This window comes from Pseudomonas furukawaii, from assembly GCF_002355475.1.
In the GTDB taxonomy this organism is placed as follows: domain Bacteria; phylum Pseudomonadota; class Gammaproteobacteria; order Pseudomonadales; family Pseudomonadaceae; genus Metapseudomonas; species Metapseudomonas furukawaii.
Map to the genome: position 1 here is coordinate 112,798 of NZ_AP014862.1, position 25,063 is coordinate 137,860.

Sequence of the window (25,063 nt, forward strand, 5' to 3'; positions counted from 1 at the left end):
ATTATCAGCATCACAAGTAACACTCGTGAATTCGAGAGTTTATTTGCGATTGCTGAGCCAAGTTTAGGGTTTTCTCAAAACCCAAGCAGTATTGAACTGAAGAGTTTGATCATGGCTCAGATTGAACGCTGGCGGCAGGCCTAACACATGCAAGTCGAGCGGCAGCGGGTCCTTCGGGATGCCGGCGAGCGGCGGACGGGTGAGTAATGCCTAGGAATCTGCCTGGTAGTGGGGGATAACTCGGGGAAACTCGAGCTAATACCGCATACGTCCTACGGGAGAAAGTGGGGGATCTTCGGACCTCACGCTATCAGATGAGCCTAGGTCGGATTAGCTAGTTGGTGAGGTAAAGGCTCACCAAGGCGACGATCCGTAACTGGTCTGAGAGGATGATCAGTCACACTGGAACTGAGACACGGTCCAGACTCCTACGGGAGGCAGCAGTGGGGAATATTGGACAATGGGCGAAAGCCTGATCCAGCCATGCCGCGTGTGTGAAGAAGGTCTTCGGATTGTAAAGCACTTTAAGTTGGGAGGAAGGGCAGTAAGTTAATACCTTGCTGTTTTGACGTTACCAACAGAATAAGCACCGGCTAACTTCGTGCCAGCAGCCGCGGTAATACGAAGGGTGCAAGCGTTAATCGGAATTACTGGGCGTAAAGCGCGCGTAGGTGGTTCAGCAAGTTGGAGGTGAAATCCCCGGGCTCAACCTGGGAACTGCCTCCAAAACTACTGGGCTAGAGTATGGTAGAGGGTGGTGGAATTTCCTGTGTAGCGGTGAAATGCGTAGATATAGGAAGGAACACCAGTGGCGAAGGCGACCACCTGGACTAATACTGACACTGAGGTGCGAAAGCGTGGGGAGCAAACAGGATTAGATACCCTGGTAGTCCACGCCGTAAACGATGTCGACTAGCCGTTGGGATCCTTGAGATCTTAGTGGCGCAGCTAACGCGATAAGTCGACCGCCTGGGGAGTACGGCCGCAAGGTTAAAACTCAAATGAATTGACGGGGGCCCGCACAAGCGGTGGAGCATGTGGTTTAATTCGAAGCAACGCGAAGAACCTTACCTGGCCTTGACATGCTGAGAACTTTCCAGAGATGGATTGGTGCCTTCGGGAACTCAGACACAGGTGCTGCATGGCTGTCGTCAGCTCGTGTCGTGAGATGTTGGGTTAAGTCCCGTAACGAGCGCAACCCTTGTCCTTAGTTACCAGCACGTTATGGTGGGCACTCTAAGGAGACTGCCGGTGACAAACCGGAGGAAGGTGGGGATGACGTCAAGTCATCATGGCCCTTACGGCCAGGGCTACACACGTGCTACAATGGTCGGTACAAAGGGTTGCCAAGCCGCGAGGTGGAGCTAATCCCATAAAACCGATCGTAGTCCGGATCGCAGTCTGCAACTCGACTGCGTGAAGTCGGAATCGCTAGTAATCGTGAATCAGAATGTCACGGTGAATACGTTCCCGGGCCTTGTACACACCGCCCGTCACACCATGGGAGTGGGTTGCTCCAGAAGTAGCTAGTCTAACCGCAAGGGGGACGGTTACCACGGAGTGATTCATGACTGGGGTGAAGTCGTAACAAGGTAGCCGTAGGGGAACCTGCGGCTGGATCACCTCCTTAATCGAAGACATCAGCTTCTTCATAAGTTCCCACACGAATTGCTTGATTCAATTGCGAAGGCGATTGGGTCTGTAGCTCAGTTGGTTAGAGCGCACCCCTGATAAGGGTGAGGTCGGCAGTTCGAATCTGCCCAGACCCACCAATTGTCGCGGGGTCGAATGACCGGCCGACATTGGGGCCATAGCTCAGCTGGGAGAGCGCCTGCTTTGCACGCAGGAGGTCAGGAGTTCGATCCTCCTTGGCTCCACCACTCTCCAGTCAGGCAGCCAAGAGTGCAGAATTGAGTATCCGTGGTTGGATATTGAATTCTGGACTTTGCTTCAGAATCGTTCTTTAAAAATTCGGGTATGTGATAGAAGTGACTTGTTGAATGTTTCACTGCATTCAGCAACTCAAGGCAAAATTTGCGAGTTCAAGCGCGAATTTTCGGCGAATGTCGTCTTCACACCATGATCGCAGGCAGATTGCTTGGGGTTATATGGTCAAGTGAAGAAGCGCATACGGTGGATGCCTTGGCAGTCAGAGGCGATGAAAGACGTGGTAGCCTGCGAAAAGCTTCGGGGAGTCGGCAAACAGACTTTGATCCGGAGATCTCTGAATGGGGGAACCCACCTAGGATAACCTAGGTATCTTGTACTGAATCCATAGGTGCAAGAGGCGAACCAGGGGAACTGAAACATCTAAGTACCCTGAGGAAAAGAAATCAACCGAGATTCCCTTAGTAGTGGCGAGCGAACGGGGACTAGCCCTTAAGCTTCTTTGAATCTAATAGAACGCTCTGGAAAGTGCGGCCATAGTGGGTGATAGCCCCGTATATGAAAGGTTCTTGGAAGTGAAATCGAGTAGGACGGAGCACGTGAAACTTTGTCTGAACATGGGGGGACCATCCTCCAAGGCTAAATACTACTGACTGACCGATAGTGAACCAGTACCGTGAGGGAAAGGCGAAAAGAACCCCGGAGAGGGGAGTGAAATAGAACCTGAAACCGTATGCGTACAAGCAGTGGGAGCCTACTTTGTTAGGTGACTGCGTACCTTTTGTATAATGGGTCAGCGACTTATATTCAGTGGCGAGCTTAACCGAATAGGGGAGGCGTAGCGAAAGCGAGTCTTAATAGGGCGTTTAGTCGCTGGGTATAGACCCGAAACCGGGCGATCTATCCATGAGCAGGTTGAAGGTTAGGTAACACTGACTGGAGGACCGAACCGACTCCCGTTGAAAAGGTAGCGGATGACTTGTGGATCGGAGTGAAAGGCTAATCAAGCTCGGAGATAGCTGGTTCTCCTCGAAAGCTATTTAGGTAGCGCCTCACGTATCACTCCAGGGGGTAGAGCACTGTTTCGGCTAGGGGGTCATCCCGACTTACCAAACCGATGCAAACTCCGAATACCTGGAAGTGTCAGCGTGGGAGACACACGGCGGGTGCTAACGTCCGTCGTGAAAAGGGAAACAACCCAGACCGTCAGCTAAGGTCCCAAAGTTGTAGTTAAGTGGGAAACGATGTGGGAAGGCTTAGACAGCTAGGAGGTTGGCTTAGAAGCAGCCATCCTTTAAAGAAAGCGTAATAGCTCACTAGTCGAGTCGGCCTGCGCGGAAGATGTAACGGGGCTCAAACTACACACCGAAGCTACGGGTTCGTCGCAAGACGAGCGGTAGAGGAGCGTTCTGTAAGCCTGTGAAGGTAAGTTGAGAAGCTTGCTGGAGGTATCAGAAGTGCGAATGCTGACATGAGTAACGACAATGGGAGTGAAAAACTCCCACGCCGAAAGACCAAGGGTTCCTGCGCAACGTTAATCGACGCAGGGTGAGTCGGCCCCTAAGGCGAGGCTGAAAAGCGTAGTCGATGGGAAACGGGTTAATATTCCCGTACTTCTAGTTACTGCGATGGAGGGACGGAGAAGGCTAGGCCAGCTTGGCGTTGGTTGTCCAAGTTTAAGGTGGTAGGCCGAACACTTAGGCAAATCCGGGTGTTCAAGGCCGAGAGCTGATGACGAGCTTTCTTTTAGAAAGCGAAGTGGTCGATGCCATGCTTCCAGGAAAAGCTTCTAAGCTTCAGGTAACTAGGAACCGTACCCCAAACCGACACAGGTGGTTGGGTAGAGAATACCAAGGCGCTTGAGAGAACTCGGGTGAAGGAACTAGGCAAAATGGCACCGTAACTTCGGGAGAAGGTGCGCCGGTGAGGGTGAAGGACTTGCTCCGTAAGCCCATGCCGGTCGAAGATACCAGGCCGCTGCGACTGTTTATTAAAAACACAGCACTCTGCAAACACGAAAGTGGACGTATAGGGTGTGACGCCTGCCCGGTGCCGGAAGGTTAATTGATGGGGTTAGCGCAAGCGAAGCTCTTGATCGAAGCCCCGGTAAACGGCGGCCGTAACTATAACGGTCCTAAGGTAGCGAAATTCCTTGTCGGGTAAGTTCCGACCTGCACGAATGGCGTAACGATGGCGGCGCTGTCTCCACCCGAGACTCAGTGAAATTGAAATCGCTGTGAAGATGCAGTGTATCCGCGGCTAGACGGAAAGACCCCGTGAACCTTTACTGTAGCTTTGCACTGGACTTTGAGCCTGCTTGTGTAGGATAGGTGGGAGGCTTTGAAGCGTGGACGCCAGTTCGCGTGGAGCCATCCTTGAAATACCACCCTGGCATGCTTGAGGTTCTAACTCTGGTCCGTCATCCGGATCGAGGACAGTGTATGGTGGGCAGTTTGACTGGGGCGGTCTCCTCCTAAAGAGTAACGGAGGAGTACGAAGGTGCGCTCAGACCGGTCGGAAATCGGTCGCAGAGTATAAAGGCAAAAGCGCGCTTGACTGCGAGACAGACACGTCGAGCAGGTACGAAAGTAGGTCTTAGTGATCCGGTGGTTCTGTATGGAAGGGCCATCGCTCAACGGATAAAAGGTACTCCGGGGATAACAGGCTGATACCGCCCAAGAGTTCATATCGACGGCGGTGTTTGGCACCTCGATGTCGGCTCATCACATCCTGGGGCTGAAGCCGGTCCCAAGGGTATGGCTGTTCGCCATTTAAAGTGGTACGCGAGCTGGGTTTAGAACGTCGTGAGACAGTTCGGTCCCTATCTGCCGTGGACGTTTGAGATTTGAGAGGGGCTGCTCCTAGTACGAGAGGACCGGAGTGGACGAACCTCTGGTGTTCCGGTTGTCACGCCAGTGGCACTGCCGGGTAGCTATGTTCGGAAGAGATAACCGCTGAAAGCATCTAAGCGGGAAACTCGCCTCAAGATGAGATCTCACTGGGATCTTGAATCCCCTGAAGGGCCGTCGAAGACTACGACGTTGATAGGTTGGGTGTGTAAGCGCTGTGAGGCGTTGAGCTAACCAATACTAATTGCCCGTGAGGCTTGACCATATAACACCCAAACAATCTGGTGATTGTGGGTGCGACTGGTGAAGTCGATGTGAACCGAAAGTTCGCATGAACCGCAAAGCCAACAACTGTCACATACCTGATTCGGGGTAGCGTCCCAGACGATGCCCCAACCGAATTGCTTGACGACTATAGAGCGTTGGAACCACCTGATCCCATCCCGAACTCAGCAGTGAAACGACGCATCGCCGATGGTAGTGTGGAGCTTCTCCATGTGAGAGTAGGTCATCGTCAAGCTCCTATCCCAAGGCCCCGGTATGCTCACTGCATGCCGGGGCTTTGCCTTTTAGTGAAAGCCTATGAAACGTAGGTTCGCAGCTGTCACTTAGTGGCGCTGCTGGATGGTTAGCGAAGTTGAACCATCCAATTTTGCAAGCGGTTGAGTAAGAAGGAAATTTCTGAAAAACAGCTTGACAGCAAGAAGGGCTGCTGTAGAATGCGCGGCCTCGGTTGAGACGAAAGACTTGATCGAAACGCTCTTTAACAACTGAATCAAGCAATTCGTGTGGGTGCTTGTGAGGTAAGACTGATAGTCAACTGATTATCAGCATCACAAGTAACACTCGTGAATTCGAGAGTTTATTTGCGATTGCTGAGCCAGGTTTAGGGTTTTCTCAAAACCCAAGCAGTATTGAACTGAAGAGTTTGATCATGGCTCAGATTGAACGCTGGCGGCAGGCCTAACACATGCAAGTCGAGCGGCAGCGGGTCCTTCGGGATGCCGGCGAGCGGCGGACGGGTGAGTAATGCCTAGGAATCTGCCTGGTAGTGGGGGATAACTCGGGGAAACTCGAGCTAATACCGCATACGTCCTACGGGAGAAAGTGGGGGATCTTCGGACCTCACGCTATCAGATGAGCCTAGGTCGGATTAGCTAGTTGGTGAGGTAAAGGCTCACCAAGGCGACGATCCGTAACTGGTCTGAGAGGATGATCAGTCACACTGGAACTGAGACACGGTCCAGACTCCTACGGGAGGCAGCAGTGGGGAATATTGGACAATGGGCGAAAGCCTGATCCAGCCATGCCGCGTGTGTGAAGAAGGTCTTCGGATTGTAAAGCACTTTAAGTTGGGAGGAAGGGCAGTAAGTTAATACCTTGCTGTTTTGACGTTACCAACAGAATAAGCACCGGCTAACTTCGTGCCAGCAGCCGCGGTAATACGAAGGGTGCAAGCGTTAATCGGAATTACTGGGCGTAAAGCGCGCGTAGGTGGTTCAGCAAGTTGGAGGTGAAATCCCCGGGCTCAACCTGGGAACTGCCTCCAAAACTACTGGGCTAGAGTATGGTAGAGGGTGGTGGAATTTCCTGTGTAGCGGTGAAATGCGTAGATATAGGAAGGAACACCAGTGGCGAAGGCGACCACCTGGACTAATACTGACACTGAGGTGCGAAAGCGTGGGGAGCAAACAGGATTAGATACCCTGGTAGTCCACGCCGTAAACGATGTCGACTAGCCGTTGGGATCCTTGAGATCTTAGTGGCGCAGCTAACGCGATAAGTCGACCGCCTGGGGAGTACGGCCGCAAGGTTAAAACTCAAATGAATTGACGGGGGCCCGCACAAGCGGTGGAGCATGTGGTTTAATTCGAAGCAACGCGAAGAACCTTACCTGGCCTTGACATGCTGAGAACTTTCCAGAGATGGATTGGTGCCTTCGGGAACTCAGACACAGGTGCTGCATGGCTGTCGTCAGCTCGTGTCGTGAGATGTTGGGTTAAGTCCCGTAACGAGCGCAACCCTTGTCCTTAGTTACCAGCACGTTATGGTGGGCACTCTAAGGAGACTGCCGGTGACAAACCGGAGGAAGGTGGGGATGACGTCAAGTCATCATGGCCCTTACGGCCAGGGCTACACACGTGCTACAATGGTCGGTACAAAGGGTTGCCAAGCCGCGAGGTGGAGCTAATCCCATAAAACCGATCGTAGTCCGGATCGCAGTCTGCAACTCGACTGCGTGAAGTCGGAATCGCTAGTAATCGTGAATCAGAATGTCACGGTGAATACGTTCCCGGGCCTTGTACACACCGCCCGTCACACCATGGGAGTGGGTTGCTCCAGAAGTAGCTAGTCTAACCGCAAGGGGGACGGTTACCACGGAGTGATTCATGACTGGGGTGAAGTCGTAACAAGGTAGCCGTAGGGGAACCTGCGGCTGGATCACCTCCTTAATCGAAGACATCAGCTTCTTCATAAGTTCCCACACGAATTGCTTGATTCAATTGCGAAGGCGATTGGGTCTGTAGCTCAGTTGGTTAGAGCGCACCCCTGATAAGGGTGAGGTCGGCAGTTCGAATCTGCCCAGACCCACCAATTGTCGCGGGGTCGAATGACCGGCCGACATTGGGGCCATAGCTCAGCTGGGAGAGCGCCTGCTTTGCACGCAGGAGGTCAGGAGTTCGATCCTCCTTGGCTCCACCACTCTCCAGTCAGGCAGCCAAGAGTGCAGAATTGAGTATCCGTGGTTGGATATTGAATTCTGGACTTTGCTTCAGAATCGTTCTTTAAAAATTCGGGTATGTGATAGAAGTGACTTGTTGAATGTTTCACTGCATTCAGCAACTCAAGGCAAAATTTGCGAGTTCAAGCGCGAATTTTCGGCGAATGTCGTCTTCACACCATGATCGCAGGCAGATTGCTTGGGGTTATATGGTCAAGTGAAGAAGCGCATACGGTGGATGCCTTGGCAGTCAGAGGCGATGAAAGACGTGGTAGCCTGCGAAAAGCTTCGGGGAGTCGGCAAACAGACTTTGATCCGGAGATCTCTGAATGGGGGAACCCACCTAGGATAACCTAGGTATCTTGTACTGAATCCATAGGTGCAAGAGGCGAACCAGGGGAACTGAAACATCTAAGTACCCTGAGGAAAAGAAATCAACCGAGATTCCCTTAGTAGTGGCGAGCGAACGGGGACTAGCCCTTAAGCTTCTTTGAATCTAATAGAACGCTCTGGAAAGTGCGGCCATAGTGGGTGATAGCCCCGTATATGAAAGGTTCTTGGAAGTGAAATCGAGTAGGACGGAGCACGTGAAACTTTGTCTGAACATGGGGGGACCATCCTCCAAGGCTAAATACTACTGACTGACCGATAGTGAACCAGTACCGTGAGGGAAAGGCGAAAAGAACCCCGGAGAGGGGAGTGAAATAGAACCTGAAACCGTATGCGTACAAGCAGTGGGAGCCTACTTTGTTAGGTGACTGCGTACCTTTTGTATAATGGGTCAGCGACTTATATTCAGTGGCGAGCTTAACCGAATAGGGGAGGCGTAGCGAAAGCGAGTCTTAATAGGGCGTTTAGTCGCTGGGTATAGACCCGAAACCGGGCGATCTATCCATGAGCAGGTTGAAGGTTAGGTAACACTGACTGGAGGACCGAACCGACTCCCGTTGAAAAGGTAGCGGATGACTTGTGGATCGGAGTGAAAGGCTAATCAAGCTCGGAGATAGCTGGTTCTCCTCGAAAGCTATTTAGGTAGCGCCTCACGTATCACTCCAGGGGGTAGAGCACTGTTTCGGCTAGGGGGTCATCCCGACTTACCAAACCGATGCAAACTCCGAATACCTGGAAGTGTCAGCGTGGGAGACACACGGCGGGTGCTAACGTCCGTCGTGAAAAGGGAAACAACCCAGACCGTCAGCTAAGGTCCCAAAGTTGTAGTTAAGTGGGAAACGATGTGGGAAGGCTTAGACAGCTAGGAGGTTGGCTTAGAAGCAGCCATCCTTTAAAGAAAGCGTAATAGCTCACTAGTCGAGTCGGCCTGCGCGGAAGATGTAACGGGGCTCAAACTACACACCGAAGCTACGGGTTCGTCGCAAGACGAGCGGTAGAGGAGCGTTCTGTAAGCCTGTGAAGGTGAGTTGAGAAGCTTGCTGGAGGTATCAGAAGTGCGAATGCTGACATGAGTAACGACAATGGGAGTGAAAAACTCCCACGCCGAAAGACCAAGGGTTCCTGCGCAACGTTAATCGACGCAGGGTGAGTCGGCCCCTAAGGCGAGGCTGAAAAGCGTAGTCGATGGGAAACGGGTTAATATTCCCGTACTTCTAGTTACTGCGATGGAGGGACGGAGAAGGCTAGGCCAGCTTGGCGTTGGTTGTCCAAGTTTAAGGTGGTAGGCCGAACACTTAGGCAAATCCGGGTGTTCAAGGCCGAGAGCTGATGACGAGCTTTCTTTTAGAAAGCGAAGTGGTCGATGCCATGCTTCCAGGAAAAGCTTCTAAGCTTCAGGTAACTAGGAACCGTACCCCAAACCGACACAGGTGGTTGGGTAGAGAATACCAAGGCGCTTGAGAGAACTCGGGTGAAGGAACTAGGCAAAATGGCACCGTAACTTCGGGAGAAGGTGCGCCGGTGAGGGTGAAGGACTTGCTCCGTAAGCCCATGCCGGTCGAAGATACCAGGCCGCTGCGACTGTTTATTAAAAACACAGCACTCTGCAAACACGAAAGTGGACGTATAGGGTGTGACGCCTGCCCGGTGCCGGAAGGTTAATTGATGGGGTTAGCGCAAGCGAAGCTCTTGATCGAAGCCCCGGTAAACGGCGGCCGTAACTATAACGGTCCTAAGGTAGCGAAATTCCTTGTCGGGTAAGTTCCGACCTGCACGAATGGCGTAACGATGGCGGCGCTGTCTCCACCCGAGACTCAGTGAAATTGAAATCGCTGTGAAGATGCAGTGTATCCGCGGCTAGACGGAAAGACCCCGTGAACCTTTACTGTAGCTTTGCACTGGACTTTGAGCCTGCTTGTGTAGGATAGGTGGGAGGCTTTGAAGCGTGGACGCCAGTTCGCGTGGAGCCATCCTTGAAATACCACCCTGGCATGCTTGAGGTTCTAACTCTGGTCCGTCATCCGGATCGAGGACAGTGTATGGTGGGCAGTTTGACTGGGGCGGTCTCCTCCTAAAGAGTAACGGAGGAGTACGAAGGTGCGCTCAGACCGGTCGGAAATCGGTCGCAGAGTATAAAGGCAAAAGCGCGCTTGACTGCGAGACAGACACGTCGAGCAGGTACGAAAGTAGGTCTTAGTGATCCGGTGGTTCTGTATGGAAGGGCCATCGCTCAACGGATAAAAGGTACTCCGGGGATAACAGGCTGATACCGCCCAAGAGTTCATATCGACGGCGGTGTTTGGCACCTCGATGTCGGCTCATCACATCCTGGGGCTGAAGCCGGTCCCAAGGGTATGGCTGTTCGCCATTTAAAGTGGTACGCGAGCTGGGTTTAGAACGTCGTGAGACAGTTCGGTCCCTATCTGCCGTGGACGTTTGAGATTTGAGAGGGGCTGCTCCTAGTACGAGAGGACCGGAGTGGACGAACCTCTGGTGTTCCGGTTGTCACGCCAGTGGCACTGCCGGGTAGCTATGTTCGGAAGAGATAACCGCTGAAAGCATCTAAGCGGGAAACTCGCCTCAAGATGAGATCTCACTGGGATCTTGAATCCCCTGAAGGGCCGTCGAAGACTACGACGTTGATAGGTTGGGTGTGTAAGCGCTGTGAGGCGTTGAGCTAACCAATACTAATTGCCCGTGAGGCTTGACCATATAACACCCAAACAATCTGGTGATTGTGGGTGCGACTGGTGAAGTCGATGTGAACCGAAAGTTCGCATGAACCGCAAAGCCAACAACTGTCACATACCTGATTAGGGGTAGCGTCCCAGACGATGCCCCAACCGAATTGCTTGACGACTATAGAGCGTTGGAACCACCTGATCCCATCCCGAACTCAGCAGTGAAACGACGCATCGCCGATGGTAGTGTGGAGCTTCTCCATGTGAGAGTAGGTCATCGTCAAGCTCCTATCCCAAACCCCCGATACGCTAACGCGTGTCGGGGGTTTGTCTTTGGGCGCCCGGAAAACCTGCACAGGCCGCTTCACGGGCGCCGCAGGCAGTGGGGCGCCTGATGGCTATCGGGTGTCGCAAAAGTCCCCCAAACGCGCTGCCGAGACTGCGTCTGCCGTCCCATGCCCTCCGCCGAGGACTGGCAAGTGTGCCTTGTCGCCCGCCATCGAGCAGGCAGCTGCCGTCTTCCTGCCCGCTGCGTACCTGACGTCCAGCCAGCGATGCGCTGTCATCAAATGGTCATGAAACTGTCTTAATTTTGCGCGGCGACGAACCCTGGGGGTTCGTGCCGTCGAGTGGCGGGCCGTCTGGCCTGGGCTCGGCGACAATCGGCCATGCTTTGGAGTTTCCATGACCAACCCCACGACGATCCCTAGTGCGTCGCCGTCCGGCATCTCGCCCATCAGCCTGTTCTTCAGCACGCTGTTCATCGCCGTCACTGGCTACTTCCTGTTCTGGGGCGTTGACTACGTCCAGGGTAACCACATCCTGCTGTTCGTCCTGGCCACACTGTTCGGCGTGTTCATGGCGTTCAACATCGGCGGCAACGACGTCGCCAACTCCTTCGGTACCTCTGTGGGCGCCGGCACGCTGACCATCAAGCAGGCACTTATCATCGCCGCCGTGTTCGAGGTGTCCGGCGCCATCATCGCCGGTGGCCACGTCACCCAGACCATCCGCGGCGGCATCGTCGACCTGGGCGCCATGCAGGTCGCGCCCATGGACTTCGTCTACATCATGATGTCGGCGCTGATCGCCGCCGCATTGTGGCTGCTGTTCGCCACCAAGCGCGGCTATCCGGTCTCCACCACCCACTCCATCATTGGTGCCATTGTCGGCAGCTCCATCACCCTCGGCATCCTGATGCAGGGGAGCGACGCTGCGTTCGAGTTGGTGCAGTGGGGCAAGATCGGCGAGATCGTCATTTCCTGGGTACTCTCTCCGCTGCTAGGCGGCCTGGTGGCCTTCCTGCTGTTCAACCAGATCAAGAAGCACATCCTCAGTTACAACGAGCGCGCCGAAGACCGCCTGGAAGCCCTGCGGGAACAAAAGCGTGCCCACAAGGCCCAGCATCAGGAAGGCTTTGACCGTCTCTCTGAACTGCAGAAGGTCGCCTACACCCACGCCATGGCGCGGGACCAGCAACTGATGAGCGACCGGGACTTCGATCCCGAAGACCTGGAGTCCGACTACTTCAAGGGTCTCTATCACCTCGAACGACAGCGCGAGGACATCGCCTCTCACCGTGCCCTGGAGACCTGGGTGCCGCTGGTGGCCGCAATCGGCGCCATGGTCATCGGCTCCATGTTGCTGTTCAAGGGCCTGAAGAACCTCGAACTGGGTCTGACCACCCTCAACAGCTATCTATTGTTGGGCATGATCGGTGTCGGCGTATGGATGTCCACCTACGTCTTCGCCCGTTCGCTGCGGGACGAGCCCCTCGGCCGCGCGACCTTCCTCATCTTCAGCTGGATGCAGGTGTTCACCGCCTGCGGATTCGCCTTCAGCCATGGTGCCAACGACATCGCCAATGCCATCGGCCCCTTCGCCGCGATCATCGATGTGCTGCGCACCGGGGAAACCGGCACCCAGGCGGCCATCCCTACCATCGCCATGATCACCTTCGGCGTGGCACTGATCGTCGGCCTCTGGTTCATCGGCAAGGAAGTGATCCAGACCGTCGGTCACAACCTCACCCAACTGCACCCGGCTTCAGGCTTCTCCGCCGAACTGGCCGCCGCCGGGGTGGTGATGGCGGCCTCGGTCATGGGCCTGCCGGTCTCCAGCACCCACATCCTGATCGGTGCCGTGCTCGGTATCGGCCTGGTCAACCGCCAGACGAATTGGGGCCTGATGAAACCCATCGGCCTCGCCTGGATCATCACCCTGCCCGCCGCGGCGCTGCTCAGCGCCGGTGCTTTCCTGGTGCTCAGAAGCCTGCTCTGACGCGCCCCGCGATCGCACCCACCCACCGCCCCGCTCATACCATCGTATGAGCGGGGCGTTTCGTTTCTTAGCCGCGCTCGATTGTTGCGCCGGCCGCGCCTGCTGAAACTGACACGACCCCACAGCCACCCACGGGTCGTCGACATGAAACTCCCGCTTACCCCGCCCCTGAAGACCAGCTACTGGCTGGAGACCGCCGAGGCCGGAAGACCGGCCCGAACGCCCATCGCCGGCAACCACAAGGTCGATTTCCTCGTGGTGGGCAGCGGCTTCGTCGGCCTGTGGAGGGCCTTGACGCTCTAGCAACTCGAACCTGGCGCCCGCGTCATACTGGTCGAGCATGACGTCTGCGGGGGCGGGGCCTCAGGACGCAACGGCGGTTTCGTCATGTCCTGGTTGCCGAAGATCGGCTCCCTGAGGAGCTTCTGCGACGCCCAGCAGGCGCGCTTCCTGGGCGAGAGCGCCGAGCGCGCCATCTCCGAACTTGGCGAGTTCTGCGCCGAACATGGCATCGATGCCCACTTCCGGCAGCAGGGCTGGCTCTGGACGGCCACCACGCCCAGCCACGTGGACGCCTGGAACGCCACCCTCCAGGCCTGCGAACGCCTTGGGCGTGACGCCATTCCAGCGCCTGGACGCAGCCGAGGTGGCCCGACCGTTCTCCTGGCCGGCGTCTTCGAGCGCAGCAATGCCACCGTACAGCCTGCGCTGCTGGCCCGAGGCATGCGCCGGGTGGCCCTGGCCAGGGGCGTGGAGATCCACGAGCGCTCCGGCGTCACCGAACTCCTGCCCGGCCGCCCGGCACAGGTCAGCACCGCCCAGGCGCGGATCCAGGCGGATCGCGTCGTCCTCGCCACCAACGCCTGGGCCGCCACCCCGGTCGGCCAGCCCCTCGGCGAGCCTGTCGCCCGGGCCGCCACTGCCCTGCACCAGGAGTTGCCCGGGCAGAACGCCTCTACCGGCATCTGGGAGTGCACCCCGGGGCGCTTCCGCCGGCAGCTTCACGCCGGACGCCGGGGATCCGATCCACTTCCAGGCGGGCGACGCCCTTTACTTCGCGGCCAACTCCCTTGGCACCTGGGACATCCGCGAGACCGTCCGCAAGACCTACCTGATTCTCGGATGAGCCCCGCCGGCCGCCCCCAGCACCCCGACAACAGAGGACACGATAAGTGGGTATCAACCAGCGCTCCGAAGCGGAATCCGGACTCAAGGCGCACGCCCTGGGCTCGCTGGAGTCCATCGCCATCATCATCGGCGCGGGCGTGTTCAGCATGGCCTACGCCGCCCGCAAGGTCGGCTACCTGCCGCGGCTGGCCTGCCTGGCCATCACCTCTTTCTTCTGCATCATCACCCTGCTCTACATGGCCGAGGCCAGCCTGCGCACCCGCGGCAACAACCAGCTCAGCGGCCTGTCGCGCCGTTACCTGGGCACCTTCGGCGGCGTACCGATGGGCATCATCCCGATCCTGCTGCTCAACGCCGCCCGACGCTCCGGGGATCGCCAGCCCGAGTTCACCTGCGGCTGGTACGCCCATCCGTCGATCCAGGTGGCGATCATCGCCATCTTCGCCGCCAGCGGCGTCTATGCCGTCGCCTCCGCACTCGGCATGCTGCCCGCCAGCTGGTGAGCCCGGGGCAGCGGAGACGGCCGGCGTTTACCCTGGTGGCGGACCGCCGGAGCGCCCTCTACATGCCTCTGAATCTCCGTGACCTGCTCGGCCTGCCGGAACGCCGCTCGCGACTGCTGAGCGGCGCGGCGGGCCTCGACCGGCCCGTTCGCTGGGCCCATGTCTGCGAACTACCCGATCCCACCGAGTGGCTGGGCGAGGGCGACCTGCTGATGACCACCGGCCTCGGCACTCCCGCCACCGCCGAGGAGCAGCGTCGCTACCTCCACCGGCTGGCCTTCAGGTGGACCCGGTCCTCGTCCGTGGCAGGCTCGCCTCATGGCGGGCAGTGTGCGTTTCGACAGTCTGAGGCGCCGGACAAGGCAGATGGACTGAGAGGTTCTCGCTGAAAAAGCAAAAGGCCCCGGGATTTCTCCTGGGGCCTTTCTTGTGTCTGGCGCATCCGGCGGGATTCGAACCCACGACCCCTGCCTTCGGAGGGCAGTACTCTATCCAGCTGAGCTACGGATGCACGCGGGGCGCATCATACCCATCTCCAGCGCTGTCGTCCATGCGCGTCGCCTTGTTCGTGATGTTGAACGATGGTTCCGGTTCTGGTCACGTTTGATCAGGATTTCGACAAGCTGCAGTGACTTTTTGTTGATTTTATCGAACAGGCTATTGCCCTAAGGTTTTCGGCACCCTAGGATTCCGTTTGAGATTTCAAACGCCCCCTGCCGTACCAGGATATCCGGGCCGCTCGGTCGACTCCCTCCTGGCCAATCCTGCATGGGCCGAAGAACGACAACCTGCCCCGGCGCCCCGTGTCGCGCCGGTGTGAAGGAGACAGAGATGCAACTGAAAGACGCCGCGCTGTTCCGCCAGCAAGCCTTCATCGATGGCGCCTGGGTTGATGCCGACAACGGCCAGACCATCAAGGTCAACAACCCGGCGACTGGCGAGATCATCGGCAGCGTGCCGAAGATGGGCACCGCCGAAACCCGTCGCGCCATCGAGGCCGCCGAGCGCGCCCTGCCGGCCTGGCGTGCGCTGACCGCCAAGGAGCGCTCCACCAAGCTGCGTCGCTGGTTCGAGCTGATGATGGAGAACCAGGACGACCTGGGTCGCCTGATGACCATCGAGCAGGGCAAGCCGCTGGCCGAGGCCAAGGGCGAGATCGCCTACGCGGCGTCCTTCATCGAGTGGTTCGCCGAGGAAGCCAAGCGTGTCTACGGTGACGTGATTCCCGGCCACCAGCCGGACAAGCGCCTGATCGTCATCAAGCAGCCCATTGGCGTCACGGCCGCGATCACCCCGTGGAACTTCCCCTCGGCGATGATCACCCGCAAGGCCGGCCCGGCCCTGGCCGCCGGCTGCACCATGGTGATCAAACCCGCCTCGCAGACCCCCTATTCCGCCCTGGCCCTGATGGTCCTGGCCGAGCGCGCCGGTATTCCCAAGGGCGTGCTGAGCGTGGTGACCGGTTCCGCCGGCGAAGTGGGTGGCGAGCTGACCAGCAACCCCATCGTGCGCAAGCTGTCCTTCACCGGCTCCACCGAAATCGGCCGCCAACTGATGGCCGAGTGCGCCAAGGACATCAAGAAGGTGTCCCTGGAGTTGGGCGGCAACGCCCCCTTCATCGTCTTCGATGACGCCGATCTGGACGCCGCCGTCGAAGGCGCGCTGATCTCCAAGTACCGCAACAACGGCCAGACCTGCGTCTGCGCCAACCGCCTGTACGTGCAGGACGGCATCTACGACGCCTTCGCCGCCAAGCTGCAGGCCGCCGTGGCCAAGCTGAAGATCGGCAACGGCCTGGAAGAGGGCACCACCACCGGCCCGCTGATCGACGAGAAAGCCGTGGCCAAGGTGCAGGAGCACATCGCCGACGCCGTTTCCAAGGGCGCCAAGGTGCTCTCCGGCGGCAAGCCCCACGCCCTGGGCGGCACCTTCTTCGAGCCGACCATCCTGGTGGACGTGCCGAAGAGCGCCGCCGTGGCCAAGGAAGAGACCTTCGGTCCGCTGGCCCCGCTGTTCCGCTTCAAGGACGAGGCCGACGTGGTCGCCATGGCCAACGATACCGAGTTCGGCCTGGCTTCCTATTTCTACGCCCGCGACCTGGGCCGCGTGTTCCGCGTGGCCGAAGCCCTGGAGTACGGCATGGTGGGCATCAACACCGGCCTGATCTCCAACGAAGTCGCGCCCTTCGGCGGTGTGAAAGCCTCCGGCCTGGGCCGTGAAGGTTCCAAGTACGGCATCGAGGATTACCTGGAGATCAAGTATCTCTGCCTCGGCGGTATCTGATCCGGAGCCTGTTGGGCTCGACCGTTCGTAACGAGGGGAAGACCGGTTTGAGGCAGGTTTTTCGGTTGGCTGAGGAGAATAGCGAGCTATTTGACGAGGGAAATCGGAAAAGATGGCCAAATCCGGCTTTCACGCAGTAGAACAGTGTTGAGCCCCTGCAGGCTCCCCCAGACGGGACAAGGCGCGAAAGAGCGCGCGGCGCCCCAGCTCCACCCCTGAAGAAACGAGCCTCCGGCAAGCCCTCGCAGTCGATCATCGTATGCTGCGACGGCCCCTACCGGGGGCATTAATCCTTGAGACTGCGCCGCCCGATGAGCGGCCGTGAGGAACTTATGAGCAAGAATGAATCCCTGCTGAAACGCCGTGCCGCTGCCGTTGCCCGCGGTGTCAGCCAGATCCACCCGATCGTCGCCGAGCGCGCCGAGAACGCCACCGTCTGGGATGTCGACGGTCGCGAGTACATCGACTTCGCCGGCGGTATCGCCGTGCTGAACACCGGCCACCTGCACCCGAAAGTGGTCGCCGCCGTCCAGGAGCAGCTGACCAAGCTGTCCCACACCTGCTTCCAGGTCTTGGCCTACGAGCCCTACATCGAGCTCTGCGAAGAGATCGCCAAGCGCGTACCGGGTGACTTCGCCAAGAAGACCCTGCTGGTGACCTCCGGCTCCGAGGCCGTCGAAAACGCCGTGAAGATCGCCCGTGCCGCCACCGGCCGCGCCGGCGTGATCGCCTTCACCGGCGCCTACCACGGCCGCACCATGATGACCCTGTCCCTGACCGGCAAGGTGGTTCCGTACTCCGCCGGCATGGGCCTGATGCCGGGTGGCGTGTTCCGCGCCCTGGCTCCGTGCGAGCTGCATGGCGTGAGCGAAGACGACTCCATCGCCAGCATCGAGCGCATCTTCAAGAATGACGCCCAGCCCCAGGACATCGCCGCCATCATCATCGAGCCGGTCCAGGGCGAAGGTGGTTTCTACGTCAACTCCAAGGCCTTCATGCTGCGCCTGCGCGCCCTGTGCGACCAGCACGGCATCCTGCTGATCGCCGACGAAGTGCAGACCGGCGCTGGCCGCACCGGCACCTTCTTCGCCACCGAGCAACTGGGCGTTGTGCCTGACCTGACCACCTTCGCCAAGTCCGTTGGCGGCGGCTTCCCGATCTCCGGCGTCTGCGGCAAGGCCGAGATCATGGACAGCATCGCCCCCGGTGGCCTGGGCGGCACCTACGCCGGCAGCCCGATCGCCTGCGCCGCGGCCCTGGCCGTGCTGAAGGTGTTCGACGAAGAAAACCTGCTGGCCCGCAGCCAGGAAGTGGGTGAGCGCCTGAAGGCCGGCCTGCGTGAAATCGCGGCCAAGCACAAGGTCATCGGCGACGTCCGCGGCCTGGGCTCCATGGTCGCCATCGAGCTGTTCGAAGGCGGTGACGAGAGCAAGCCGGCTGCCGAGCTGGTAGGCAAGATCGTCGCTCGCGCTCGCGAGAAGGGCCTGATCCTGCTGTCCTGCGGCACCTACTACAACGTCATCCGCTTCCTGATGCCGGTCACCATTCCCGACGCACAGCTGGACAAGGGCATCGCCATTGTCGCCGAGTGCTTCGACGAACTGGCCTGATCGCCCAGGTGCTGAAGAAAGACCCGCCCCGGCGGGTCTTTTTCTTTCCGTGCGCACCGGCGCATTTGCCGTGGGTACGACCTCGCCCGGCATGAGTTCACGATCGCTGGACTAGGCCACTATCCAGCCGAACGGCCCCGAATTAGACTGCGCGCTTAAGTTTTTTCAGACGAATCTGATCTGCATTTCGGCCAGCTCCCGGACGTGCGTCATTTCGTCAGGGACGACCCACCCTTCAGCCGAGATCGCCATGCCCACCCCCAAGGTTCCGCACATCCTGATTGCCGAGCCCGACCCCTGGACGTCCGATTTGCTGGCCCAGCTCGTGCTCGATGTACGTCCGGACGCCAAGGTGATGCAGGTGGCCGATGGCCGTGAAGCCCTGGCGCGCTGCAAGCGCGGGTTGCCTGACCTGGTGATCGCCGATGGCGAACTGGGCGGAATCGATGGCGTCGAGCTGCTGCGCCAGTTGCGGCGCCACCCCCGACTTCCCGCCTTGCCCTTCATCCTCATCAGCGGTCGGGTGGATGCCACCAGTGTCCGCGCCGTCCGCCCGCTGGCGCCTTCCGCTTACCTCGGCAAGCCCTTCAATGCCGCCAAGCTGCGCAAGCGCCTTGTGGCGCTGCTGCCGGCTGCCGAGGAGCGGGCCGGTCGCCTTGAGCCGGCCCTGCTGCTCAACAGCCTGGCGGAGTACCTCGACAGCGTGCGTGAGGAAGGCCAGGGCGCCCCCTTGCTGGGTGACGTGCGCGAAGCCGTGAGCCAGTCCCTGCAGGCCGACCAGGTGGACCTGCGTGACCTGGACGAGGTGTTTTCCCGCGATCCGCAGATCACCGCCCGCCTGATCGCCGCCGCCAACAGCGCCGCCCAGCACCTGGGCATGCCCTGCCAGACCCTGGCCCAGGCCATGCAGCGCCTCGGCATCACCCGCGTACTCAATCTGGTGCTGGGCATGGCCCTGGAGCGCAACGCGCGCCTGCGGGACCCGCGTCTGGCGGAGCTGGCCGAGACGGTCTGGCGATCCGCCCAGCGCAGTGCGGAGCTGGGCTACTGGCTGGCCAGCGAACTCGATCTGGATGCCGAGCTCTGCTACACCGCCGGGCTTCTGCACAACATCGGCGAACTGGCGCTGCTGCGCAGCCTCCAGGACTGGCAGGATGCCGGTGGCAGCCTCGGCAACGAGGAGCTGGAGGACGTCTTGCGTCGACGCGCCGCCAGCTTCGGTTCGGCGCTGCGCATCCGCTGGCGCCTGCCGTTCGGGCTGCGGGAACTGGTGGCCGCCTTCCATGGCCTGGGCAGCGGCGTGTTTTCTCGGGAAGCCTTGGTCCTCAACCTCTGCGCCGCCCTGTTGCGACTGCCGGACGACCAGCCGCTCGCCAGCCTGCTGGGAGAGCGCTCCGCACGCCTCCTTCGCCTCGATCCCCGGTTGCTGGAGCGCATACCACAGCGCCTGTTGCGTTGACACGACTCATGGCCGATGGCGATGCCATTGGCTAGTCTGCTGGAGTGTCCGCTGGAACCCGGGCCTTCCGTCGATCGGCCGGGGATGCAGTAGCGTTTGAGACCGAGGCCACCCATGGCTGAACCCCAACAGGCACCCCGGGTGCTGATTGCCGACCCTGATCGCTGGAGCGCCGAACTGCTCGCGGAGCTGGTGCGCAAGGCGCGCTGCGACGCCAACCTCAAGGTGCTGGCGGACAGCAATGCCGTCCTGGAGCAGTGCGTCGACGGCTGGCCCGACCTGCTGATCGTCGATTACGGCCTGCCCGGCATCGGCGGCCTGGAGTTGCTGCGGGAAGTCCGTCGGCAGCGTCGCCATCCGCCGGTCCCCTTCTTTCTCCTCACCGACCGGGTGGATGCCGCCAGCGTGCGTGCCGCACTGCCCCTCGCACCGACCGCCTACCTGGCCAAGCCTTTCAACACCGAGGACCTGCTCAAGCGCTTGCGCAACCTGCTGCTCGAGCCCGGGGAAGAGATCGCCTGCCCGATGCCGGCGGTGGACGCGACCCGGGAGCTGGACGATTACCTGAGCGAGGCCCGCGACGGCTCGGCCGGAGCGCCCCTGTTGACCGAGGTGCTGGAGGCGCTCGAACTGGCCCTGAACGCCCATCAGCGGGATCTCGCGGACCTGGAGCCGTTGTTTCGCCGTGACCCGCAGCTCACCGGCCAGCTCATCGCCGCCGCCAACAGCGCCGCTCGGCATGTGGGAAGCGCCTGCCAGACGTTGCCCCAGGCATTGTCCCGCCTGGGCGCGAAGTACAGCCTCAACCTGGCGCTGGGCCTGGCGCTGCAGCGCAGCGTCAGCCTCGGCGACCCGCTGCTGTTGCCCCACGGCGAGCGCATCTGGCAGCAGTCCCAGCGCACCGCGGAGACGGCGCGCTGGCTTGCCCAATGCCTGGAGGGCGACGCCGAGCGCTGCTACACCGCAGGTCTCTTGCATCTGCTGGGGGACCTCGCGGTGCTGCGGAGCATCCAGGCCTGGCGGGACTCCGGTGGCCGGGCATTGGTCGACGACGACGTGGAGGCGGCGTTGCGCAAGCACGGCGCCCCGTTCGGTTCGGCGCTGCGTACTCGCTGGCGCCTGCCGCTGGAACTGCGCCAATTGATCGCGGCGGCGTTCCAGCTGGGAGGCGGTGTGCATTCCCGTGACGGGCTGATCCTGCACATCGCCCGTCTCGTCGCGGAGCTGCCCGAAGGCGCCGACGCCCGCCCCCTGGCCCGGCACAAGGCCGCGCGGATGCTCGGCTTGGACGCCAGCGTGCTGGCGTCCAAGCCCAGTGTGATGCCCGGTTAGGCCAGCGCCTCCTCGACGAAATCCAGCCGGTCCTGGCCGAAGAACATCTCATCGCCGACGAAGCAGGTGGGCGCACCGAACACGCCCCGGCGGACGGCTTCCTCAGTGGCGGACTTCAGGGCGTCCTTGACCGCCTGATCGCTTGCCAGGCTGAGCAACGCCTGCGGGTCGAACCCGGCGTCCTGCAGCGTGGCCGCCAGCACGGCGGGGTCGCCGAGATTGCGCTTGTTCTCCCAGAGGGCGCGGAACATCGCCTCCAGGTAGGCCTCGAAGCGTTCCGGCTGGCGCAGTTGCAAGCCGATGGCGCCGCGCATCAGGGTCAGGGTGTTGATGGGGAAGTACGGATTGAAGTGCATCGGTACGCCGTAGCGGCGGGCGAAGCGCTGCAGGTCGATCATGCTGTGCCGGGCCTTGGCCGGGACGGCGGCCGGCGACGCGTTGCCGGTGGCCTGGAACACCCCGCCCAGCAGCATGGGCCGGTAGCGCAACTCGGCACTCTGGCGGGCGCAGATACCTGGCAGCTGGGTCCAGGCCAGGTAGCTGGCCGGGCTGCCGAGGTCGAAGTAGAACTCAAGGGTCTTGGTCATTTGTTTTTCTCTTGTCGTTCCTGATTCCGGAGGAGCGGCACCTCATCGAGGCCGCAAGGACAGAGCGCTGATCACCAGCGTTCGATCCAGGGGCGCAGGTCGAGCTCGAAGGTCCAGGCATCCCGGGGCTGGCTGTGCAGGTACCAGTAGTTCTCGGCGATGTGCTCGGGGTCGAGGATGCCGTCCTGGTCCTTCAGGGCGTAGCGTTCGGGGAAGTTGTCGCGGATGAAGTCGGTGTCGATGGCGCCATCCACCACCACATGGGCCACGTGGATGTTCTTCGGCCCCAACTCCCGCGCCATGCTCTGGGCCAGCGCGCGCAGGGCGTGCTTGGCGCCGGCGAAGGCGGCGAACCCGGCGGCGCCACGCAGGCCGGCGGTGGCGCCGGTGAACAGCAGCGTGCCGCGCCCACGGGCGACCATGCGGCGCGCCACGGCCTGGCTGGTGAGGAAGCCGGAGAAGCAGGCCATTTCCCAGATCTTGAAGTACTTGCGCGCAGTCTCGTCGAGGATGCTGCAGGGCACGTTGGCGCCGATGTTGAAGACGAAGGCCTCGATGGGGCCGATGTCCCGCTCGATGGTTTCCACCAGTTCGGCGACCTCGTCTTCCTTGCGGGCGTCGGAGCCGAAGCCGTGGGCTTCGAAGCCTTCGGCGCGGATGGCGTCCACCAGGGGCTGCAGTTTTTCGGCGTTGCGGCGGGTCATGCAGGCGATGTAACCCTCGCGGGCGAAGCGCCTGGCGATGGCGCCCCCCGTGGAATCACCGGCACCGATCACCAGTACGACTTTCTTGTTATGGGGCTCGCTGGGCATGCGCTTCACCTTGATGAACGATCGTTAGGTAAACGGACGTTATGTTACCCTTCGCGACGCGTCAAGCCAGATCGAGCGAGGGGGTCGCCATGCGTTATTCCGCCAGTCACAAGGAAGAAACCCGGGAGAAGCTGCTGGAAAGCAGCGCCGCGCTCGCCAAGCGCGGCGGCTTCGCCACCACCGGCGTCGATGGCCTGATGAAGGCCATCGGCCTGACCGGCGGCGCCTTCTACAGCCACTTCCCCTCGAAGGACGACCTCTTCAGCGCCATCGTCCAGCGTGAACTGTCCCGCAGCCTCATCGGCCGGATCACCCAGGAGTCCGGCTTCAGCCGCGACAGGCTGGACCGCTGCCTCGACCACTACCTCTGCATGGCCCATGTGCGGCATCCGGAATCCGGTTGCGCCATCCCGGCCCTGGGCGCGGAGATCGCCCGCGCCGACGAGGCTGTCCGGGAACGGGCCGAGCACTGGATGCAGCAGCTCCAGCGGGCCTGGGCCGAGATCCTTGGGGATGACGAACTGGCCTGGGCGCTGATCGCCCAATGCGTCGGTGCGCTGGTGGTCGCGCGCATGCTGGCCAGCGAGACGACGCAGGCCGAGGTATTGGCATCCAGCCGAAGCTTGCTCGACCGCGTTCTGGACGAACGGCTAGAGCAGTGACTGCTCGGCACACACGCTGAGAATCTGCTCCCGCAGCCAGAGGTTGGCCGGGTCCTGGTCGAACGGCTGGGCCCAGAGCATTTCCAGGGAGAAGCTCGGTAGCCCGGGGAGCGGGCTTCGGGCCGTTCGCGCGTCCCCCAGGCGCTCATACACCCGTTCCGGCAGCACCAGCAGCAGGTCGCTGTGGGGAATCAGCTGCAGGGCGGCGAGGTAGTTGTTGGTGCGGGCGGCGATCTGCCGGGCGCGTCCCTGCTCCTGCAACCAGCCGTCGATCATGTTGCGCTCCGAGTTCCAGGGCGTCGGGAACACCTGACGGCGGGCGCAGAAGTCGTCGAGGTCATTCACCGGCGCACTCGCCGCATCCCTGATGCAGAGCAGCTCGTCCTTCAGCAGTGCCAGGCTCATCAGCGCGGGATGGGCGCGATGCAGGTTGGGGCCGAAGCCCAGCGCCAGGTCCAGCCCGCCCTGAACCAGGGCTTCGGCGGGAATATCCCGGCCCAGGCGCTGCACGTCCAGGCTCACCGGGTAGCCCGCGTCGTTCAGTCGACGCAGCAGCGCGGGGAGGATCAGCAGTTCGAAATACTCCGGCGCGCAGAGCCGGAAGGTGCGTGGCGCCTGGCAGGGGTCGAAGGCACCCTGGTCGCCGTGGCAACCGTTCATCATCTCCACCATGGTGCGAACCTGGGGCCGCATGGCCAGCGCCTTGCGGGTGGGACGCATGCCGCTGCGGGTGGCAATGAACAGCTCGTCATCGAAGCAGCCGCGCAATTTCTTCAGGCTGTAGCTGACGCTGGATGCGCTGAGGTTCAGAGCCTCGGCGACTTCGCCCAGATGCTGGCGCTCGCAGATCTCGAGGAAGACCAGCAGGTCCTGGAAGTCGATCTTGCGGAGGGCGTTGGCGAGCAGCATCTGGGCGTTCCAAGGTGGGAGGCTGTCATCAGAGCGGTTACCCGATGGGCTGGCAAGCGTTCATGTCGTGGCGACCCGCACCGGGCTCAATCGCGCCAGCCAGGCGATGCCGAGGGCGATCAGCCCCGTGCCCAGCCAGGCCAGGGGGGCGGGCATCTGTTGCAGCCAGGCGCTTTGCAGCAGCAGGGCGAAGAGGCCGCTGACATAGCTGTAGGCGATCACGGTGGCCGGTGGCAGCCAGTGAATGGCCCGGTGCAGCAGCCAGAAGGTGGCCAGGGTGGCGGTCAGCGCCAGGTAGAGCAGCCAGCCCAGGTCCCGGCTGGAGAGGCCCTGAAGGCCCTCCCAGCGCTGGCCCAGGGTGCAGGCCAGGGCCAGCAGCACGCCTCCGGCCAGCAGGTTGCCAGAGGCCAGGGAGGCGGCGCCGCGCTCGGGGCCAAGCCAGGGTTTCAGGCGTTGGCTCAAGGGACCGTAGCCGGCCATGGCCAGGCAGCCCAGGCCGTAGACGCCGTAGGCGTAGGCGTCGAAATGGGCGTTCTCCAGGCCCAGCAGGGCCAGCGCCCCGAGGGCGGCTACCAGGGTGGGCCAGAGGCGCTGCAACACCGGACGGTCCAGCAGCAGGCGTTCGGCGCCGAGGGTCAGCAGTGGAACACTGACGTAGAGCAGGGCGGTGTCCAGTGCTCGGGTGCGCTTCAGGGCCTCGAACAGGCCACCGAAGTACATCGCCAGCAGAGCGCCCAGCACGGCGTGGGCCAGCAGGGCGCGAGCACCGGGCAGGGCGGGGCGGCGCAGGAGCAGGAAAGGCAGGAACAGGCAGCCGGACAGGAGCAGGCGCAGGGCGGTCAGGGGCAGCGCGTCGAGGGCCGGGTTCACCTCGGCGGCGGCGAAGAACGACAGCGCCACCAGAAGCGCCCAGAGCAGCATCGACGCGTGGGCGCCCAAGGCGGGGGAGGGTGGCTGGCGCATGGCATG

13 protein-coding genes, 5 tRNA genes, 6 rRNA genes and 1 pseudogene are annotated in these 25,063 nt (G+C 60.7%); 20 read left to right on the top strand and 5 right to left on the bottom strand.

What is annotated here, in order from left to right:
• Window positions 1–93: 93 nt before the first annotated feature.
• From KF707C_RS00540 to KF707C_RS00605, 15 genes and pseudogenes are all read left to right on the top strand, one after another.
• A 16S ribosomal RNA gene (locus KF707C_RS00540) occupies window positions 94–1,630 on the top strand.
• A gap of 65 nt (window positions 1,631–1,695) precedes the next feature.
• Window positions 1,696–1,772 (top strand) — tRNA-Ile (locus tag KF707C_RS00545).
• A 32-nt stretch (window positions 1,773–1,804) separates the two neighbouring features.
• Window positions 1,805–1,880 (top strand) — tRNA-Ala (locus KF707C_RS00550).
• Window positions 1,881–2,110: 230 nt separating this feature from the next.
• A 23S ribosomal RNA gene (locus KF707C_RS00555) occupies window positions 2,111–5,001 on the top strand.
• 139 nt (window positions 5,002–5,140) lie between these two features.
• Window positions 5,141–5,256: ribosomal RNA gene (gene rrf, locus KF707C_RS00560) — 5S ribosomal RNA — on the top strand.
• Window positions 5,257–5,652: 396 nt separating this feature from the next.
• A 16S ribosomal RNA gene (locus KF707C_RS00565) occupies window positions 5,653–7,189 on the top strand.
• Between the two features lie 65 nt (window positions 7,190–7,254).
• Window positions 7,255–7,331, top strand: a tRNA-Ile gene (locus KF707C_RS00570).
• Window positions 7,332–7,363: 32 nt separating this feature from the next.
• Window positions 7,364–7,439, top strand: a tRNA-Ala gene (locus KF707C_RS00575).
• A 230-nt stretch (window positions 7,440–7,669) separates the two neighbouring features.
• Window positions 7,670–10,560: ribosomal RNA gene (locus tag KF707C_RS00580) — 23S ribosomal RNA — on the top strand.
• Between the two features lie 139 nt (window positions 10,561–10,699).
• Window positions 10,700–10,815 (top strand): 5S ribosomal RNA (rrf, locus tag KF707C_RS00585).
• Together the 16S, 23S and 5S rRNA genes with 4 tRNA genes alongside form the textbook arrangement of a ribosomal RNA operon.
• 398 nt (window positions 10,816–11,213) lie before the next feature.
• The gene (locus KF707C_RS00590) at window positions 11,214–12,809 is read left to right on the top strand and encodes an inorganic phosphate transporter (protein WP_003454397.1); all 1,596 of its coding nucleotides are present in this window, start codon (window positions 11,214–11,216) and stop codon (window positions 12,807–12,809) included.
• 144 nt (window positions 12,810–12,953) lie between these two features.
• Window positions 12,954–13,112: a hypothetical protein gene (locus KF707C_RS29290; RefSeq protein ID WP_003454399.1), complete on the top strand. Its 159-nt coding sequence runs from the start codon at window positions 12,954–12,956 to the stop codon at window positions 13,110–13,112.
• A gap of 27 nt (window positions 13,113–13,139) precedes the next feature.
• Window positions 13,140–13,935 (top strand): annotated as a pseudogene (locus tag KF707C_RS29615) (FAD-dependent oxidoreductase).
• A gap of 46 nt (window positions 13,936–13,981) precedes the next feature.
• Window positions 13,982–14,440, top strand: coding sequence for an aromatic amino acid transport family protein (locus KF707C_RS30210; protein ID WP_003454400.1), 459 nt, complete (start codon window positions 13,982–13,984; stop codon window positions 14,438–14,440).
• A 62-nt stretch (window positions 14,441–14,502) separates the two neighbouring features.
• Window positions 14,503–14,829, top strand: a complete 327-nt coding sequence (locus tag KF707C_RS00605) for a PucR family transcriptional regulator ligand-binding domain-containing protein (RefSeq protein WP_003454401.1) — start codon at window positions 14,503–14,505, stop codon at window positions 14,827–14,829.
• A 45-nt stretch (window positions 14,830–14,874) separates the two neighbouring features.
• Here the strand turns inward: KF707C_RS00605 and KF707C_RS00610 are convergent.
• A tRNA-Arg gene (locus tag KF707C_RS00610) sits at window positions 14,875–14,951 on the bottom strand.
• A gap of 320 nt (window positions 14,952–15,271) precedes the next feature.
• On the opposite strand from KF707C_RS00610, the gene gabD reads away from it, so the two are divergent.
• From gabD to KF707C_RS00630, 4 genes are all read left to right on the top strand, one after another.
• Complete coding sequence (gene gabD / locus KF707C_RS00615) at window positions 15,272–16,723, top strand: NADP-dependent succinate-semialdehyde dehydrogenase (protein WP_003454403.1); 1,452 nt, start codon at window positions 15,272–15,274, stop codon at window positions 16,721–16,723.
• A gap of 332 nt (window positions 16,724–17,055) precedes the next feature.
• A complete protein-coding gene (gene gabT / locus KF707C_RS00620) occupies window positions 17,056–18,333 on the top strand; it encodes a 4-aminobutyrate--2-oxoglutarate transaminase (protein WP_003454407.1) in 1,278 nt (425 codons plus the stop codon).
• A 250-nt stretch (window positions 18,334–18,583) separates the two neighbouring features.
• Window positions 18,584–19,792: an HDOD domain-containing protein gene (locus tag KF707C_RS00625; protein ID WP_003454409.1), complete on the top strand. Its 1,209-nt coding sequence runs from the start codon at window positions 18,584–18,586 to the stop codon at window positions 19,790–19,792.
• A gap of 114 nt (window positions 19,793–19,906) precedes the next feature.
• The gene (locus KF707C_RS00630) at window positions 19,907–21,124 is read left to right on the top strand and encodes an HDOD domain-containing protein (RefSeq protein WP_003454411.1); all 1,218 of its coding nucleotides are present in this window, start codon (window positions 19,907–19,909) and stop codon (window positions 21,122–21,124) included.
• Here the strand turns inward: KF707C_RS00630 and KF707C_RS00635 are convergent.
• A complete protein-coding gene (locus tag KF707C_RS00635) occupies window positions 21,121–21,711 on the bottom strand; it encodes a 2-hydroxychromene-2-carboxylate isomerase (RefSeq protein WP_003454412.1) in 591 nt (196 codons plus the stop codon). The genes KF707C_RS00630 and KF707C_RS00635 overlap by 4 nt on opposite strands.
• Window positions 21,712–21,782: 71 nt before the next feature.
• Window positions 21,783–22,523, bottom strand: a complete 741-nt coding sequence (locus KF707C_RS00640) for an SDR family oxidoreductase (protein WP_003454413.1) — start codon at window positions 22,521–22,523, stop codon at window positions 21,783–21,785.
• Window positions 22,524–22,612: 89 nt separating this feature from the next.
• Here KF707C_RS00640 and KF707C_RS00645 point away from each other — a divergent pair, with 89 nt between their 5' ends.
• Window positions 22,613–23,185: a TetR/AcrR family transcriptional regulator gene (locus KF707C_RS00645; RefSeq protein WP_003454414.1), complete on the top strand. Its 573-nt coding sequence runs from the start codon at window positions 22,613–22,615 to the stop codon at window positions 23,183–23,185.
• Here the strand turns inward: KF707C_RS00645 and KF707C_RS00650 are convergent.
• Both KF707C_RS00650 and KF707C_RS00655 read right to left on the bottom strand, forming a co-directional pair.
• Entirely contained in the window at window positions 23,174–24,094 is a 921-nt protein-coding gene (locus KF707C_RS00650; RefSeq protein WP_003454415.1) for a LysR family transcriptional regulator, read from the bottom strand. The two genes, KF707C_RS00645 and KF707C_RS00650, sit on opposite strands and share 12 nt — an antisense overlap.
• A 60-nt stretch (window positions 24,095–24,154) precedes the next feature.
• Entirely contained in the window at window positions 24,155–25,057 is a 903-nt protein-coding gene (locus KF707C_RS00655; RefSeq protein ID WP_003454416.1) for an EamA family transporter, read from the bottom strand.
• Window positions 25,058–25,063 lie beyond the last annotated feature (6 nt).